This window comes from Pseudomonas sp. R15(2017), assembly GCF_002112685.1.
Classification (GTDB): Bacteria; Pseudomonadota; Gammaproteobacteria; order Pseudomonadales; family Pseudomonadaceae; genus Aquipseudomonas; species Aquipseudomonas glycinae.
The window spans coordinates 216,472-232,249 of record NZ_NEII01000007.1 but is presented as its reverse complement, the minus strand read 5'-3'; the positions used below and the strand labels follow the sequence as shown (position 1 = coordinate 232,249).

Genomic DNA, 15,778 nt, shown 5'->3' with positions numbered 1-15,778 from the left:
ATCCTGCCCTGTAACCGCAAACACCACTCGGGCGCTTAAGGCGCCCGAGTGGTCTGGAGAATTTGAATGTCGTTGAATCCTGATATCGCCGCATTTCTGCAACTGGTCGGCAACGGCCGGGCCAGCGGCAAACGCGTGGGCATGCATGAGTTGAGCCCGGAACAGGCGCGCGAGCAGTTCGATCAGTCTTCGTTGCTGATGGACGCTGGCGGTGAAGACCTGGCGGTGGTCGATGAGCTGCAACTGCCGGTGCGCGACGGCTCGCTGCTGGATGCGCGGGTCTACAGCAATCAGCCCTTGAAGGCCGGGGCCGGGCGTCCGGCACTGTTGTATTTCCATGGCGGCGGTTATGTGGTTGGCAGCCTCGATTCCCACGATTCGCTGTGCCGGGCGCTGGCGTCGATGGCCGATTGCGTGGTGGTGTCGGTGGCCTATCGACTGGCGCCGCAATGTCGCTTCCCGACCGCCGCTGACGATGCACAGGATGCCTGGCACTGGTTGGTCGCCAGCGCTCAGGACCTTGGGCTGGACAACGCACGTCTGGCGATTGCCGGTGACAGCGTAGGCGGCAGCCTGGCCACGGTGCTGGCCGCGCAATTGGCGGGTGCCCCGGTGCAGCCGCGTTTGCAGGTGCTGATCTACCCGGTCACCGACGCCAGCCGCAGCACCCCGTCCATCGAGCGTTACGCCGAGGGTTATCTGCTGGAGAAGGCATCGCTGAACTGGTTCTACAACCACTATCAGCGTGAGGCGGCCGACCGTCTCGATCCGCGTTTTTCGCCGTTGCTGGGTGACGTCTCAGCCGCTGTGGCGCCGGTGCTTTTGGTGTTGGCGGAGTGCGATCCACTGCACGACGAAGGCGTGGCATACGCCCGGCATTTGCAGGCGGCGGGTGTCGAGGTCGAGTTGAAAGTGTACGAAGGCATGACCCATGACTTCATGCGCATGGGCGCGATCATCGACGAAGCCGAAGAAGCGCAGCGACACATCGCCGAGCGCTTGGTGGAGGTGTTTACGGCGCAGTGACACTGGTTTTCGAGGGACTGAAAGGGCCGCTGTTTACGGCCCTTTTCTTTTGCCCGGGAATTGCTTTCGGGCAGACAGCAAAACGCCGGCAGATGCCGGCGTTCTGTTTGACGCTGAGCGTGTTACCAGTTGTAGGTCACGTCGGCGGTCATGGTCCGGCCTTCGCCGTAGTAGCAGTCCAGGGTGCTGTTGCAGCTGGCGACGTATTTCTCGTCCGTGAGGTTTTCCAGGTTCATCTTCACCTTCACGCCTTTGACGTGCAGTGGCGATTTTTCCAGGTCGTAGGAGACCATGGCGTCATACACGGTGTAGGACGGGATCTGGAAGGAATCTTCCTCGTAGTCCGAGCCATAGCTGCTGCGCACGTAACGGGTGCCCAGGCCCATGCCCAGACCGGCCAGCGACGTCGAGATGTCGAAGTCATAGTTGATCCATGCGGACGCCGTCAGCGGCGGGCTCATGGCCAGGGTGCGACCTTCGCGGCCATCGTTGACGCTGCGCCATTTGATCTGGTTACGCGACACCGAGGCCAGCACGCGCAGGTTCTGGGTGACGTTGACCTTGCCTTCCAGTTCCACGCCGCGCGAGCGCACTGAACCGCTCTGGATGCTGAAACCCGGGTTTTGCAGGTCGTTGGTCAGCATGTTGTTCTGGTCGATCTGATAGGCCGACAGCTGGATGAAGCCGTCGATCGACTTCGGCTCGTACTTGATGCCGACTTCGTACTGCTTGCCTTCGGTCGGTTCGAACCCGCGACCGTTCATGTCGGCACCGGTTTGCGGCAGGAATGATTCGGCATAGCTCACGTACGGCGTCATGCCGTTCTCGAACTCGTAGCCAAAGCCTGCACGACCGGTGAACTTCTCGTCCTTGAGGTTCGAACGGTTGCCGCCCAACGGTTCCTTGTTGATGGTCTCGGCGAAGTCATAACGCCCGCCAATGGTCAGGAACCACTGGTTCCAGCGCATCTGGTCCTGGGTGTACAGGCCGGTCTGCTTGACGGTGTTGTCCCACTTGTAAGGCTGGCGGAAATTGAACTCGCTGCCGTAGACCGGGTTGTACAGGTCGATGGCCGGGCCGGTGCGGTCATAGCGACCGAGGAACTTGGAGTTGAAGTGGTAGTAGTCCACGCCCAGCAGCAGGGTGTGGTCCAGTTCGCCGGTCTTGAACTGTGCCTGGGCAATGTTATCGATGCCGAAAACCTTGTTGTGCTGAGCCCAGTCCACGCCGTAACGGGTCTGGTAGCTGATTTCGTCACCGGTGACCGGGTTTGTTTCGAACGAGTAGCCGTGCAGCGGCGCGACGTAACGGTCGTTGAGGTCGGCGTAGCGGGCGTTCTGCTTGAGGGTCCAGACGTCGTTGAGTTCGTGGGCGATCTCGTAGCCGATCACGAACTGTTCGCGGTCGTACTTGTTCACGCCCGGCTCGCCGATGAACAGGCTGCGGCTGATGCGCCCGGCACTGCTGCGGTGGACGGTGCCGTCGGCCGGCAGGCCCTGGGCTTCCGGGGTGTCGCGGTCTTTCTGGTATTGGCCGTAGAAGGTGATGCTGGTGCGGTCGTTCGGCAGCCACGTCAGGCTGGGCGCGAGCATCATGCGGTTCTGGTCGGCGTGGTCGATCTGCGAGTTGCTGTCGTTGACCACACCGGTCAGGCGATAGAGAAACTCACCCTGGTCGTCGATCGGGCCGCCCAGGTCGAAGGCGCCGTATTTGCGGTCATAGCTGCCGCCACCCAGGATCACTTCGTGCAACGGTGTGGCGGTCGGACGCTTGCCGACCATGTTGACGATCCCGCCTGGCTGGTTCTGGCCGTAGAGTACCGATGCCGGGCCCTTGAGCACTTCGATGCGCTCCAGGCTGTACGGATCGATCTGCAGCGAACCGCCGGTGCTGCCGCCGCCGTAAGGCAGGTGCAGACCATCGAGGTAGAGCGGGGTAGGCGAGAAGCCACGGGACGTCGGTTCGTCGAAGATTTTCACCCGGTCGGAGAAACCGCCGCCGGTCATGCCCGCGGTGTAGCGCAGGGCTTCGGTGACCGATTGCGAACCGCGCATCTTGATTTCGTCCTGGGTGACGACGTTGATGGTCTGCGGGATTTCCTTGAGCGCGGTATCGGTTTTGGAACCGGTGGCGCTGCGTTTGGCGACGATCCCGTCAACCGGGCCCCACGCCGATTCCTGGGCCGCTGTAATGCTGGTCGGCGCCAGATCCAGGCTTGCGCTGTTGCCGCGGGCGCGCAACGCAACGTTGTTGCCCTGGACGCTGTAGGTGATGTCGGTGCCCTGCAGCAATTGCCCGATCGCTGCGGTCGGTTCCAGGCTGCCGCTGACGGCGGTGCTCCGCAGGCCGCTCACTTCGTCCGGGCTGTACAGCACTTGCAGATTGGTCTGGCGGCCGAATTCCTGCAGAGCGCTCCCCAGCGACTGAGCAGGAATATTGATCGCCACGGCCGCTGCCTGCGCCTGGCCGGTGATCGGCAGGGTGAGGGCAAGGGCGCAAACGGCTGGAAGGGTGGTGCGGAAGGAACGGCGGATCAGCAGAGCCTTGGCGAGCGGGTGGAGTCCGTGCGGTGCGGGCATTGTTCTTCTACTCTTCAAAGTGTTGACTGAGAACTATTTCTATTAACTGTAAGTAAGACGTTGAGCCTTCCGAAAACCGGAAAGGCTCAACGCACTTTTTTTACAAATTTTTCACAATCAGGCGGGCTGCAGCTCGGTGACCACTTTGCCGGCGCTCATGCGCACCAGTTGGTCGGCGACGTCGAAGTAACGATCGTCGTGGGAAATGACGATGATGGTCTTGCCCAGACGCTTCAGGTCCGGCAGCAATTCGGTGTAGAAAATCCGTCGGAACGTCGGGTCCTGGTCGGCGGCCCATTCGTCGAACACCAGCACCGGACGCTCTTCCAGCCACGCATTGATCAACGCCAGACGCTTGCGTTGACCGGTCGACAGATCGGTGGTGGTGAACGCGCCGTCGCGCACGCTGACCTTGTGCGCGATTTCCAGGCGCTCGAGGTATTTGTTGGCGTCTTGCGGAATATGCGTGTCGCCCTGCACCACGTCGTCGAACAGGTAATAGTCGGCGAAGATCGTGGTGAACAACTGGCGATAGTCGTCGCGGGTGAGGGCGGTCACGACCTGATCGTTGAGGCGGATCTCACCCTGCTGCGGCGCATACAGGCCCAGCAGCAGTTTGATCAGGGTGGTCTTGCCGCAACCGTTTTCACCGACGATGAAGATGATATCGCCCTGATCGATCTTCAGGTTCACCGGCCCCAGGCGGAACGGCGCAGCGCCTTCCACGGTCGGGAAACTGTACGAGACGTCGGTCAGCTCCAGGCTGTGCACGGGCGTTTTTTTATTGCCTTGGTCGCTGAGCAACAAGTGCGGCTCGGGCGAGGAGAACTGCTCGGACAATTCGGCAATCCGGCGGAATGCAATCTGTGCGCGGCTGACGATCGGCAGCGTGCCGATGATGTGTTCCAGCGGACCTTTCATGTACAGCAGCACCAGCACGAAACCGCTCATCACCGCTTTGTCGGCGCTCGGCCACAGCGATTGCAGGGCCAGTGCCAGGCCGATCACCACGAAGAACAGCATCGAGCCGAGGGTCTTGGCGACCACGAAGATGTTCACCGAACGTACCTGGGTGTCACAGATTTTATCGGCCGTGCCTTCGATGCCCGAGGTGAACATGCGATGGCGGCGCGGGCGATGGATGCGCAGCTCCTTGGCACCTTCGGCGACGGCGTTGTAGTGCTTTTGCAGCTCGTCTTCGTAATCCCGGGCCTTGAGGAAGCCCTGCATGCCGCGCCCACGGGCGATGTACTGAATGACGGTACCGATCAGAATCGCCACCACCATCATCAGGAACATCGGCCACGACAGCATCGCCAGGTAGCCCATGCAGCCGAGGGTGACGGTCATGGAAATGGCCAGCGGCGCGAAAGCGAAGGCGAAATCGCTGATGGTGTCGACGTCGTGGGTCAGCACCGGGATCAGCCGATGGCTGCGATAGCGTTCGATCTGCTCGATGGGCGCCGACAGCACTTTTTCGCCCAGTTCTTTGCGCAGCCTGGCGATGATGTGCTGGCCGACGAAGTTGGTGCCGATGTCGGAGAAGATCGAACTGAGCAGGGCCAGCAGACACAGGCCGGCGAACGCCGCGACCACGTTGCTGGTCAGGCCGGCTTCGGAGTGCAGCGCGTTGTTGATCGTCGCCAGCAGCGCCGTGACGCTCAGGCCGCCGACCATGCCGAGCAGGATCGAACCGGCCACGATCAGCCGAAAGGGTTTGAGCAGGGCGAACAATTCATTGATCACCCCGCGTGTTGGTTTGCTCATGGAGGTTCCCTGCGTGAAAGAGCGGCGAGGTCCGGGATCGGCTGCGGACATCGCCTGGGTGACGTAGAGGGCAGTGGCGCGTCGCAATGGATCGCACCATCTGTAGAACGACTGGCGGGAGGGTTAATTTAGCGTGGCGGCGGGAGCGTTACAGATCCCGCGCGACCCGGAAACCGATCCAGTCGCCGCGCTCGGTCGGCACCAGCGCATTGCGGTTGCCGGAGCGCGAGAACACCGGCGCTTCGCCCCAGTCGTTGCCGCGAATGCGCTTGAACTGGCACTTGCCGGTCTCCCACGCACTGCCGTCGCTCGGCGCGCCTTCGTAGTTTTCGTTGTAGCAATCGGCGGTCCATTCGTAGACGTTGCCGTGCATGTCGTACACACCGAAGGCGTTGGGCGGGAAGCTGCCGGCCGGCGCGGTGAAGTTGTAGCCGTCGGCAGCGCCGTAGGTGTTGGCATGTTTGGCGATGCTGTATTCCTTGCCTTCATCGAACGGGAAGGGGAACGGCCCGGTGGTGCCGCCACGGGCGGCGTATTCGCGCAGGGACTCACTGACCAGGCGGTACTGCTTGCCGGTCTTTTTCGACAGCCAGGCCACGTAGGCGTTGGCCTCGGCGAAGTCCATGCACACCGCCGGATACCTGTCGGTGTACTGCTTGCGCGGGTCGCTGCCGGCGTAATCCGGGATCCCGGCCTTGCACGCGCGCCCCGGGCGATCATCGCCGTCGGGCATTTGGTAGCCGGTGTCCTTGAGGTAGGCGAACCATTCGCCCTTGAGTACCTGGAAGCGGCTGATCGCCAGCGGTTTGGCGAACGTCACCGGATGCATCGGGCCTTCGTCGGGCTCGCGGCCGACTTCGTCTTCAGGCGTGCCCATGGTGAAGGTGCCGGTGGGCAGCACGACCATTTCCGGGCAGTCCTTGCAATCCTTGAACACCTTGCCCGGTGCCGGCGGCGTGGCGGCTTGCGCGGCGTTTGGCAGCAGACTGGCGGCGAGGGCGGCGAACATCAGCGCCGGCAGGGTTTTCAGGGCAGAACGAGGCAGTTCGTTGTTCATTTCGAGTCTCGTCAAAGGAAGGAAATCGTTGGCGCTCACAGCGCCCGGTCGAGCACCGCCAGCAGGCGGTCGATCTGGGCTTCGCCGTTGAGCAGGCCGGGTGCGGTGCGGATCACCGGGCCAACATCGCGCTCCACGGCGTCGGCCACCACCTTGTTGGCCATCAGGTGCGCGGCGATCTTGTCGCTGTTCTTGCCCCTGACCCGGAAGAAGGTGAAGCCTGCGGAAAACTCCGGGCTCAACGGCGTGACCAGTTCGATCTGCGGGCGTTGCAGCAGACGTTTTTTCAGGTAGCTGTTCAGTTCATGAATGCGCGCCTGCACGTCGGCCTTGCCCAGTTGCAGGTGCAGCTTGAAGGCCTCGGTCAACGCCCAGCGATGCTCGAACGAGTGGTAACCGCCCGGCGTCATGGTGGTGGAGAAGTGTTCGGCCTCGGAAAAGGTCGGGATGATCGGCGTGACGTATTTCACTTGCGGTGTGCGGCTGACCACGATCCCGGTGCCGCGCGGGCCGAACATCCACTTGTGGGTGCCGGCGATGAAGAAGTCGCAGTTCATGGCCGGGAAGCTCACGTCTTCCACGCCGAAACCGTGCACGCCGTCGACGACATACACGATGCGGTCGGCCTCGCTGCGCCCGCGGTTGTGTTTGTCGACCAGCGCACCGATGTCGCCGAGCGGCAGTTTCACGCCGCTGCCCGAATGCACCCAGCACATGCCCAGCACGCGGGTTTCCGGGCGGATGCTGCGGTCGATATTCGCCAGCAGCTCTTCCTTGCTGATCCGGTACGGATCCTTGAACAGGCGGATCTTGCGCACCTTGGTGCCGTCGCGCTGGGTGCGCAATTCGAGAATGGTGTGGGTCGCGTAGTGTTCGTGTTCGGTGGTGAGGATTTCCTGATCGGCGCGTACCTGGACGCCGCCGTAAATCATCGCCAGGCCTTCGGTGGTGCTGCCGGTGAGTGCAATCTGCCGGGCATCGGCCTGCACATATTTACCAGCCCAGACGCGCACGTCTTCTTCACGTTTTTCGGTGACACCGTGGTCCCAGTCCATCGCCAGCCCCGGATTCTTGTCGAGGGCGGCGCGGTGCATCTCGATCGCCTCACGCACCGGGCGCGGGTGGGTGGTGACGAGGAAGTTGGAGAAGTGCAGCCAGGCCGGATCCTGATCGAACAACTGTTGCAACTGCGCCCACTTGTTGCCTGGCAGCGCGGCGGCGGTCGAAGCGCTGGCGATGTTCGGCAGGCTCGCGCCCAGCGGCAAGGCCGCGGCGAGAAGTCCGGCCTGCTTCAGAAAGTCACGACGGTTGCTCATGGCTTGGCGACTTCCCGGTTCGACGCGAGCGCTGGTCTGGCGGATTTCTCGACCTGATCCCAGACCCGCAGGAAGTTGCCGCCCCAGAGCTTGGCGATGTCCGCTTCCGAGTAGCCGCGCGACAGCAGTTCTGCGGTCACGTTGCGGATCTCGCCGACATTTTCCCAGCCTTTGACGCCGCCACCTTCGTTGAAGTCCGAGCTGATGCCGACGTGGTCGATGCCGATCTTCCTGACCGTGTAATCGATGGCGTCGCCCAGGTCCTTGAGGCTGGCTTTCGGCTCTTCTTCGAGGATCGCGTAGAGCTGGCCTGCATACTCGCCGAACTTCTGTTCGGACCAGGCGGAGATGATCGGATCGCCCGGCATCAGGGCCACGGCCAGGTTCGGCAGCGGCGGCAGGTCGAAGCGCTGGCGCAGTTCATTCAGCTTGTCCTGAGTGCCTTGGGTCAGCGGTCGCAGGTATTGCGAGAAGCCGACTATCTGCACCACGCCGCCGCTGTTCTTGATCAGCTGCATTTCCTTGTCGCTGAGGTTGCGCGGTATATCGACCATGGCCCGCGGTGCCGAGTGCGACGCCACCAGCGGCGTACGGCTCAACTGCGCGACCTGCTCCAGGGCCTTGGTCGACATCTGCGACACGTCGATGATCACGCCCAGGTCGTTCAGGCGCTTGACCGCTTGCTTGCCCAGGTCCGAGAGGCCGTCGAGGGCGTCCGGCGAATCATTGAAGAACGGCAGCGGGCGCGACGAGTCAGCCCAGTCGTTGTTGCCGATGTAGCTGAAGCCGAACATGCGCATCCCGCGCGCCTTCCACAGTTCCAGCTGGCTCAGGTCGTGGCCCAGCGGGTAGGCGTTGAGCATGCTGATGAAGATCGCGAACTTGCCTTCGCCGTGCAGGCGCCGGAAGTCGTTGGCGGTGTAGGCGATGCCGACCTGGTTGGGGAAGTCGCGGACCATCCCGGAAATGATCTTGTAGCGGATTTCCTGCTGGTTGCGCGCCTCTTCGACGAAGCCTGCGGTGGGCTTGTGCGGAGCGTTCGGGCCGTTCCAGATTTCCGGCCAGCCGAAGATCGTCAGGGCCGCACCGGACAGCCGCCCGCGATTGGCCTTGACCAGGTCGAACTGGTCGCTGCCATCCTTGTCGACTTCGTTCCCGGTGGTGCCGAAGTTCTGGGTGATGGTGATGTGGCTGTCGAACGAAAGCATGTGCTCGTGCAGTTCTTCGGCCTGCTGCATGACTTTGACCGGGTAGCCGGGGTTGTCCTTGAACCCGATGTCCCAGACCGCGATACCGGCGCCGACGCTGAGCGCCAGGGCCAGTGGCAGGCCGATGAATAGAGCCTTTTTCGAACGTGGTTTTGTCATTGCCATCTCAGTCAGGTTCGCTGTCGAGGAACAGGCGCAGAGGCCTTTGCTATCTGGGAAGAACGAGCGGGCGCGGGAAAAAATTAGTCCGTTCTGACGGCGCTTAAATTTGTTCGGTCAGCAAACGTTCTAGCTTGGATAAAGCCTGCTTCAGGGCTGAACACAGGTAGGGCAATGAGGATTTCTCGACGATGGTTCATGGCAGGCCTGGCACTGACCGGCGCTGCCGTACCTGCAGCTTATTTCGGGCACCGCGAGTGGACGAAGCCCGACCCGACGATCACCCCGGGTGAGGCGTCATTCGATGTGGCTGACGTGGCCGGGCAGCGCCTGGCGAATGCGCTGCGCGGGGTCTGGAAGATCCGTTTCACGGGGCGTGACGCAGGCCTGGACGGCTTGCCGACCCAGGGCCTGGAAGTGTTCATCGACATCGGCCAGAAAGGCCGGGGCGTGTGTGGCTTTCTCGACACGCCGGAGCGTCTGCGCTCTGCCGACACCCCCCGTTACCGGATTCTCGGCGATCTGGCCGGGGCCGAGGCATCAAAACTGAGTTGGCGACTGTTGGGTGCCGGCGGCAGTGTGGACTACGAACTGAACATGATTCTGGATGAGGTCTGGGCCGATTTCGGCAATGCCGGCAGCGGCACCCTCAGCGGCACGGTGCAGCGTCTCGACCGCTCGCTGGCCCTGCCGGATCAGGATCACCATTTCGTTGCGGTCAAGTGCCTGTTCCCGGAAGCGCGGCAGCGTACGCCGTTGAACCCGACGTTGCTGGCGTGGCTGGTGTCGCCCGAGCACCGGCTGTTTCACCAGGTCTGGCATGCGACGCGGGACAAGTGGCACACCTTGTCGGAAGACAAGCGCAATGCCTTGCGCGGCCTCGGCTGGCAGCCCGGCCCACGCAACCTGGAACGTGATGCCCGTGGTCCGCGCAAGGATCGCAACGGGTCGGGCATCGACTTCTTCTTCATGCACCGACACATGCTCGGCACGGCGCGTTCGATGCAGGATCTGCCGTCCTGGCAGTTCTTCCCGTTGCCGCAGCCGGAACTGATTCGCGACCGTGTCGGGTTCGCCCGTTACTTCGATAACCACGACGGCACCTCGCTGCCGCCGACCTGGCTGGCCGAAGGTGATGACGAGTACGCGCAATGGGTCAGCGATATCAAGACCGCCGAGACCTACCAGAGCAACTTCGAGGTCTGGGAGTCGCAATACCGCGATCCGCAATATCTGTCGAAGCTGACCCTCGGTCAGTTCGGCTCGGAAGTGGAGCTGGGTCTGCACGACTGGCTGCACATGCGCTGGGCGTCGGTGCCGCGCGATCCGTCCAATGGTCAGCCGGTGCCCCTGGCCCGTGATCTGGACGATTTTGCCGCACGCTGGTTCGCCCCTGAGAACGACTTTCTCGGCGATCCGTTTTCCTCCCATGTGAACCCGGTGTTCTGGGCGTTCCATGGCTGGATCGATGACCGTGTGGAGGACTGGTTCCGTGCTCACGAGCGTTTTCACCCGGGGCAGGTCACCCGCCTGGAAGTCAATGGCGTGCAATGGTTTGCTCCGGGTCGCTGGGTCGAAGTAGCGGATCCGTGGCTGGGTCCCACGACTCATGGTTGCAGTACGGTGCCGGGCTTGCAGGTGGGCAAGTCGGTGGAGATGGACCCGGAAACCATGAAACTCGCGCTGCGCATTACCTTTGGCGAGGACGAGAAGAAACTCGAAGGGCTGTTCCGGCGTGTGCCTAAGCGGCCGTGGTACGCGCGTAACCTGAAGGCCAAGAACCTCGCGGTCTGAGGGCCGCGTTATCGTTGATTCGCTGAACTTGCCAGGCTTGCTCCCGCAATGATCGCGTCCATTCAGATGGAATGCGGTCACTGTGAGAGTGCGCCTGCTCGCAAAAGCGGTCTTGAGTTCGCTGCGATTACAGCGCCTGCCACCCACCGCCCAGTGCCTTGTACAACCCGATACTCGCCTGCAATCGCGACAGGCGCAGCTGTACATTCAGATCCTGCGCCGCGTACAGCGTGCGCTGGGTTTCCAGCACCGTCAGCAAATCCTCGGCGCCGGCCTGATAGCGGCGCTGGGCGATATCGAACGCGGTCTGCGCCTGATTCAATTCTTCACTTTGCCATTGCCGCTGTTCGTCGAGCCCGCGAATCCCGTTCAAGGCTTTTTCGACGTCGGCGAAACCGTTGATGATCGCCCCGCGATAGGTTTCCAGCAGCTCTTCCTGGCGAGCCTTGGCCTTGTCGCGTTCGGCGCTCAGGCGACCATTGTTGAAGATCGGTGCGACCAGTCCGGCGGTGAGGTTGTAGAAAGGGCTGCGAATAATGTCATCGAACTGGTTGGCCCCGGAGCCCAGTTGGGCGGTAAGGGTCACGGTCGGCAGCATGGCGGCGCGGGCGACTTTGACGTCGGCCTCGGCCGCCGCCAGTTGCGCCTCGGCGCGGGCAATGTCCGGGCGACGGCTGAGCAGATCGCTGGGCACGCCGGCATCGATGGTTGGCCAGTGCAGTTGATCAAACGGTTCCACGCCGGTTTGCAGCTCCTGCACCGGCCGGCCGAGCAGGGCGGCGAGGCTGATCAGGGCATCCCGAGCCTGTTGTTGCACCAGCGGCAGTTGCCGTTGTTGCGCCGCCACCAGACTTTTTTGCTGGGCCAGCTCCAACGCTGTTGCCGAGCCTGAGTCGTAGCGGGTCTGCACCAGTTTCAGCACGTTTTGCGCGTTGGCCAGGTTCAATTCGGCGATGCGACTTTGCTCACGCAGCGACAAGGCTTGTGCGTAGGTGTTGGCCACCCCGCTGAGCAAGGTCAGCTCCACGGTCGCCCGGTCGAACTCGCTGGCTTGCAGGGCAAGCTGCGCGCTGTCGCGGGAGGCGCGTTTGCCGCCCCAGAAATCGATTTCGTAGGACGCGCTCAGGTTGGCATCGAAATAATCCACAGCCTTGTTGCTGCTGTCCGCGTCGAGCTGGGAGTAGCCATTGCCGCGCAGCAGTTTCTGGCGATTGGCGTTGGCCCCGGCTTTCACCTCCGGCAACTGCGAGCCGCCGGCAATCACCGTGCCGGCCTGGGCCTGGCGCACTCGGGCGACGGCGGCGGCGAGGTCGAAGCTGCCGAGGCGTGCCTGTTCGATCAGGCGGTCGAGCTCGGGGCTGCCGAACTGTTTCCACCATTGCGGATCGGTGCGGGCGACGCTGGTGTCGTGGGGCGACTGCCAGGTGGCGGGCGGTTGCAGGCCGCTATCGGGTCGCTGGACGGGACTGCCGCAGGCGCTGAGCAACAGGCACACGGTCAACAGGCTGAGGCGCGGTTTCATAGATCGATCATTCACTGGTAAGGGCCGTCACCGGGTCGAGTCGGGCGGCTTTGCGGGCCGGCATGAAGCCGAAGACAACACCGGTCACGAGGGCGCAGGCGAAGGCGCCGAACACCGCCATCAAGGAAAATGCCACGGCGACTTCGCTGAGCATCAGCACGCCGCCGACGATCAGCGCCAGGGCGATCCCGGCGATCCCGCCGACCACCGAGAGCATCACCGCTTCGGTGAGGAACTGGCGCAGGATGTCCCGTTGCCGGGCGCCGGTGGCCATGCGAATACCGATCTCGCGGGTACGCTCGCGCACAGTCATGAGCATGATATTCATCACCCCGATCCCGCCCACCAGCAGCGAAATCGCGGCAATCGAGCCGAGCATCAGCGACAGGGTGTTCTGCGTGCGCGCCTCGGCCTGGATCATCGCGGCGTTGTTGGTCAGCTCGAAATCCTTCTTGCCGTTGTGCAGGCGCAGCATCAATTGCTCGATGGCGTGTTCCGCCTCCTTGACCTTGCGCGCATCGGCTGCGGCAATGGCCACGTATTCCGGATTGCGTGTGCCGAACAGCCGGACACTGGCGGCGGAGTAGGGGATGGCGATGCGGTCATCGCTGTCCTGATCGCCGGAGCTCGCGCCTTTTTCCTGAAGCACCCCGACCACCTGGAACGGCACGTTTTCGATCAGGATGTACTGGCCGACAGGGTTGGGCACGTCCTTGAGCAGTTTGTCGCGCACCTTCTTGCCGATCACCGCCACGGCGCTGGCGTTGCGTTCGTCAGCGTCGGTGAAGTAGCTGCCTTCGACCACCGGCCAGTTGAAGATCGCCGGGAAGTTGGTGTCGTTGCCGCCGACGTAGCTCAGGTGATCGACGTTGCCGAAACGCACGCCGGCCTCGGCGCCGTTCACCGGCATGATCCGCTTGACTTGCGGCAGGCTGGCCAGCGCTGCCACGTCATCAAGGGTGACGATGCCCGGTGGCGTGCGCGGATTGGGGGCTGATCCGCTGAGGTAAATGATGTTCGAGCCGAACGCGCCCATCTGCGCCATGACCTGGCGCTTGCTGCCTTCGCCGACGCCGAGCATGACCACCACCGAAGCTACGCCGATGATGATCCCGAGCAGGGTCAGCGCGGTGCGGAAGCGGTTGATCCACATCACCCGCCAGGCGGCGTGCAGGGCGTCCACCAGCTCGCCTTTCCAGGCGCCGGAGGCTTGTGCGCCTTCGCTCAGGCGCTTGCGCAGATCGACGGCCTGCAGGGCGCCGGGGTTGGCCGACGTCTGGGCCTCGAGGTTGTCCCGGGCGCTGTCGCTGATGATCAGGCCGTCGCGGATTTCGATGATACGCTTGGCCCGCGCTGCGACTTCGCGGTCGTGGGTGATCAGGATGACCACGTGGCCCTGACTCGCCAGCTCGTCGAGCAACGCCATGACTTCTTTGCCGCTGTGGCTGTCGAGGGCGCCGGTGGGTTCGTCGGCCAGGATGATGTGGCCACCGTTCATCAGCGCCCGGGCAATCGACACCCGTTGCTGCTGACCGCCGGACAACTGATGTGGACGGTTGCCGGTGCGCGATGCCAGGCCGAGGCGGTCGAGCAGGGCGGCGGCGCGGGCGTGGCGTTCGGCGGCCGGGGTGCCGGCATAGATTGCCGGCATCTCGACGTTTTCCTGGGCCGAGCCGGACGGAATCAAGTGATACCCCTGAAACACGAAACCGAAGGCTTCGCGCCGTAGCCAGGCCAGCTCGTCGGTGTCGAGGCCGGCGACGTTTTCCCCGGCGAAACGGTATTCGCCGGAGGTGGGCCGGTCGAGGCAGCCGAGGATATTCATCAGGGTCGATTTGCCGGAGCCGGACGCGCCGACAATCGCCACGAATTCTCCGGCGTGGATCGACAGGTCGATCCCGCGCAGCACATGCACTTCAGGGGCGTCGCCACCGCCGTAGGATTTGCGGATGGCCTGCAGGTCGATCAGGGGCGTCTGCATTCAGCCTCCGCTGCCGTCGGCCGGGCCGATCAACAGGTGATCGCCTTCGTTCAAGCCCTCAAGCACCTGGACTTTCAAGCGATCGCTGATGCCGGTATGCACTTCGCGGGACTGCACGTCGCCATTGGCGGCGATCACCTGCGCGGTCTGCCGGTTTGCCGTGGCAGTACCTTGCAGGGCGGCAACCGGTGCGGTGAGGACGTCTTTTGCCTGGCTGGCGACGAAGAATACCTGGGTGGTCATTTCCGCCATCAGTGCGTTGTCGGCGTTGTCGACATCCAGCAATACGGTGTAGAGCACCACGCGGGCGCTGCCGCTTTTGCTGGAACTGGCAGGACTGCCGCCGCCCTGGCTGGTCTGGTCCAGGGGCTTGGGCGGCACCGGCAGGATTTGCCGCACGGTGCTGCTCCAGCGTCGCTGGCCGCCGCTGAGGGTGGTGAAATAGGCGGTCATACCGGGTTTGACGTGGCCGATGTCGGCTTCGGAAACTTCGGCCCACACGGTCATCGGCGACAATTTGGCGATGCGCAGGATCAGCGGTGTCTGTTGTTGTGCGTTGAGGGTCTGGCCTTCGCGGGCATCGAGGGCCACTACGGTGCCGGCCATCGGCGCATAAATGCGGGTGTAGCCGAGTTCGGCCTGATCGCTGCGCAGGCTGGCTTCGGCCTGGCGGATCTGGGCCTGGAACATGTCGATGCGCGCCTGGGTGGCTTTCAGTTCGGCGCGGGCGGTCTGCACGTCTTCTTCGCGGGTGGCGCCGCCAGCGGCCAGGTTCTGTTGGCGTTGGTATTTCTGTTGCGCGAGTTCGTGCTGGGCTTTCTGTTCCTGTAACTGGGCCTTGAGGTTTTCAATAGAAAACCGTCCGGCGTCGAGTTTGGCTTTCTGGGTCGACGGATCGATCTCCACCAGCAATTGACCTTCCTTGACCACGTCGCCGACCTCTACGTGGATCTTGCGGATCTGCCCTGAGGCCTGGGCGCCGACGTCCACATAACGCCGGGGTTGCAAAGTGCCCAGGGCGGTGACGCTGCTTTCAATATCGCCGCGGGTCACTTGCACGGTGGCGAACCTGTCGCGCCCGGGCGGCAGGATCTGCCAGGCGGCGTAGGCGGCAACGGGGATCAGACAAAGGACTACGAGCAGGGCGCGTCGGGCGGGGCGGGGACGTTTCATGCAGGGTTCCGGCCAGTGGAAATCGGCCCGTCGTTCAGAGGTGTGCGCAGGATCGGGCACCGTTGAACGCTGCCGCAGGGCGCGACAGACACGGGGAGCTGTCCTGTAAACGATGAAAGCCGACCGGAATTTAAGCTGTGAAAAAGGTTGTTACAGCAATCTGAAGGTATAGCCGGACACAATTTGTCGGGCAATG

Annotated in this window: 10 protein-coding genes; 2 read left to right on the top strand and 8 right to left on the bottom strand. The window is 63.1% G+C overall.

What is annotated here, in order from left to right:
* The first annotated feature begins 66 nt into the window (after nt 1-66).
* Nucleotides 67-1,026, top strand: a complete 960-nt coding sequence (locus CAF77_RS16335) for an alpha/beta hydrolase (protein ID WP_064378801.1) — start codon at nt 67-69, stop codon at nt 1,024-1,026.
* A 122-nt stretch (nt 1,027-1,148) separates the two neighbouring features.
* On the opposite strand, the gene CAF77_RS16330 is transcribed toward CAF77_RS16335, so the two are convergent.
* The 5 genes from CAF77_RS16330 to pvdM form a co-directional block, all read right to left on the bottom strand.
* Nucleotides 1,149-3,605: a TonB-dependent siderophore receptor gene (locus CAF77_RS16330; RefSeq protein ID WP_064378802.1), complete on the bottom strand. Its 2,457-nt coding sequence runs from the start codon at nt 3,603-3,605 to the stop codon at nt 1,149-1,151.
* Between the two features lie 117 nt (nt 3,606-3,722).
* Nucleotides 3,723-5,372 (bottom strand): cyclic peptide export ABC transporter, encoded by a 1,650-nt coding sequence (locus CAF77_RS16325; protein WP_064378803.1) that lies wholly within the window; start codon nt 5,370-5,372, stop codon nt 3,723-3,725.
* A gap of 148 nt (nt 5,373-5,520) precedes the next feature.
* Nucleotides 5,521-6,429 carry a formylglycine-generating enzyme family protein gene (locus CAF77_RS16320; RefSeq protein WP_064378804.1) on the bottom strand — a complete coding sequence of 303 codons (909 nt, stop codon included), beginning with the start codon at nt 6,427-6,429 and terminating at the stop codon, nt 5,521-5,523.
* A gap of 35 nt (nt 6,430-6,464) precedes the next feature.
* On the bottom strand, nt 6,465-7,745 hold the full coding sequence (locus CAF77_RS16315) for an aminotransferase class V-fold PLP-dependent enzyme (RefSeq protein ID WP_064378805.1): 1,281 nt from the start codon (nt 7,743-7,745) through the stop codon (nt 6,465-6,467).
* Complete coding sequence (pvdM, locus tag CAF77_RS16310) at nt 7,742-9,112, bottom strand: pyoverdine-tailoring dipeptidase-like protein PvdM (RefSeq protein ID WP_085655219.1); 1,371 nt, start codon at nt 9,110-9,112, stop codon at nt 7,742-7,744. The genes CAF77_RS16315 and pvdM overlap by 4 nt, the downstream gene beginning before the upstream one ends.
* A 174-nt stretch (nt 9,113-9,286) precedes the next feature.
* Here pvdM and CAF77_RS16305 point away from each other — a divergent pair, with 174 nt between their 5' ends.
* Nucleotides 9,287-10,906: a PvdJ/PvdD/PvdP-like protein gene (locus tag CAF77_RS16305; RefSeq protein ID WP_085655218.1), complete on the top strand. Its 1,620-nt coding sequence runs from the start codon at nt 9,287-9,289 to the stop codon at nt 10,904-10,906.
* A gap of 127 nt (nt 10,907-11,033) precedes the next feature.
* On the opposite strand, the gene CAF77_RS16300 is transcribed toward CAF77_RS16305, so the two are convergent.
* The 3 genes from CAF77_RS16300 to CAF77_RS16290 are packed head-to-tail and all read right to left on the bottom strand — an operon-like array spanning nt 11,034 to nt 15,582.
* The gene (locus CAF77_RS16300; RefSeq protein WP_085655217.1) at nt 11,034-12,428 is read right to left on the bottom strand and encodes an efflux transporter outer membrane subunit; all 1,395 of its coding nucleotides are present in this window, start codon (nt 12,426-12,428) and stop codon (nt 11,034-11,036) included.
* Nucleotides 12,429-12,435: 7 nt separating this feature from the next.
* Nucleotides 12,436-14,409, bottom strand: coding sequence for a MacB family efflux pump subunit (locus CAF77_RS16295; protein WP_085655216.1), 1,974 nt, complete (start codon nt 14,407-14,409; stop codon nt 12,436-12,438).
* On the bottom strand, nt 14,410-15,582 hold the full coding sequence (locus tag CAF77_RS16290; RefSeq protein WP_064378810.1) for an efflux RND transporter periplasmic adaptor subunit: 1,173 nt from the start codon (nt 15,580-15,582) through the stop codon (nt 14,410-14,412).
* Nucleotides 15,583-15,778 lie beyond the last annotated feature (196 nt).

Bases quoted from the DNA above. Each gene is read 5' to 3' on its own strand.
- CAF77_RS16335 (WP_064378801.1), top strand. From the start codon at position 67: ATGTCGTTGAATCCTGATATCGCCGCATTTCTGCAACTGGTCGGCAAC.
- CAF77_RS16330 (WP_064378802.1), bottom strand. From the start codon at position 3,605: ATGCCCGCACCGCACGGACTCCACCCGCTCGCCAAGGCTCTGCTGATC.
- CAF77_RS16325 (WP_064378803.1), bottom strand. From the start codon at position 5,372: ATGAGCAAACCAACACGCGGGGTGATCAATGAATTGTTCGCCCTGCTC.
- CAF77_RS16320 (WP_064378804.1), bottom strand. From the start codon at position 6,429: ATGAACAACGAACTGCCTCGTTCTGCCCTGAAAACCCTGCCGGCGCTG.
- CAF77_RS16315 (WP_064378805.1), bottom strand. From the start codon at position 7,745: ATGAGCAACCGTCGTGACTTTCTGAAGCAGGCCGGACTTCTCGCCGCG.
- pvdM (WP_085655219.1), bottom strand. From the start codon at position 9,112: ATGACAAAACCACGTTCGAAAAAGGCTCTATTCATCGGCCTGCCACTG.
- CAF77_RS16305 (WP_085655218.1), top strand. From the start codon at position 9,287: ATGAGGATTTCTCGACGATGGTTCATGGCAGGCCTGGCACTGACCGGC.
- CAF77_RS16300 (WP_085655217.1), bottom strand. From the start codon at position 12,428: ATGAAACCGCGCCTCAGCCTGTTGACCGTGTGCCTGTTGCTCAGCGCC.
- CAF77_RS16295 (WP_085655216.1), bottom strand. From the start codon at position 14,409: ATGCAGACGCCCCTGATCGACCTGCAGGCCATCCGCAAATCCTACGGC.
- CAF77_RS16290 (WP_064378810.1), bottom strand. From the start codon at position 15,582: ATGAAACGTCCCCGCCCCGCCCGACGCGCCCTGCTCGTAGTCCTTTGT.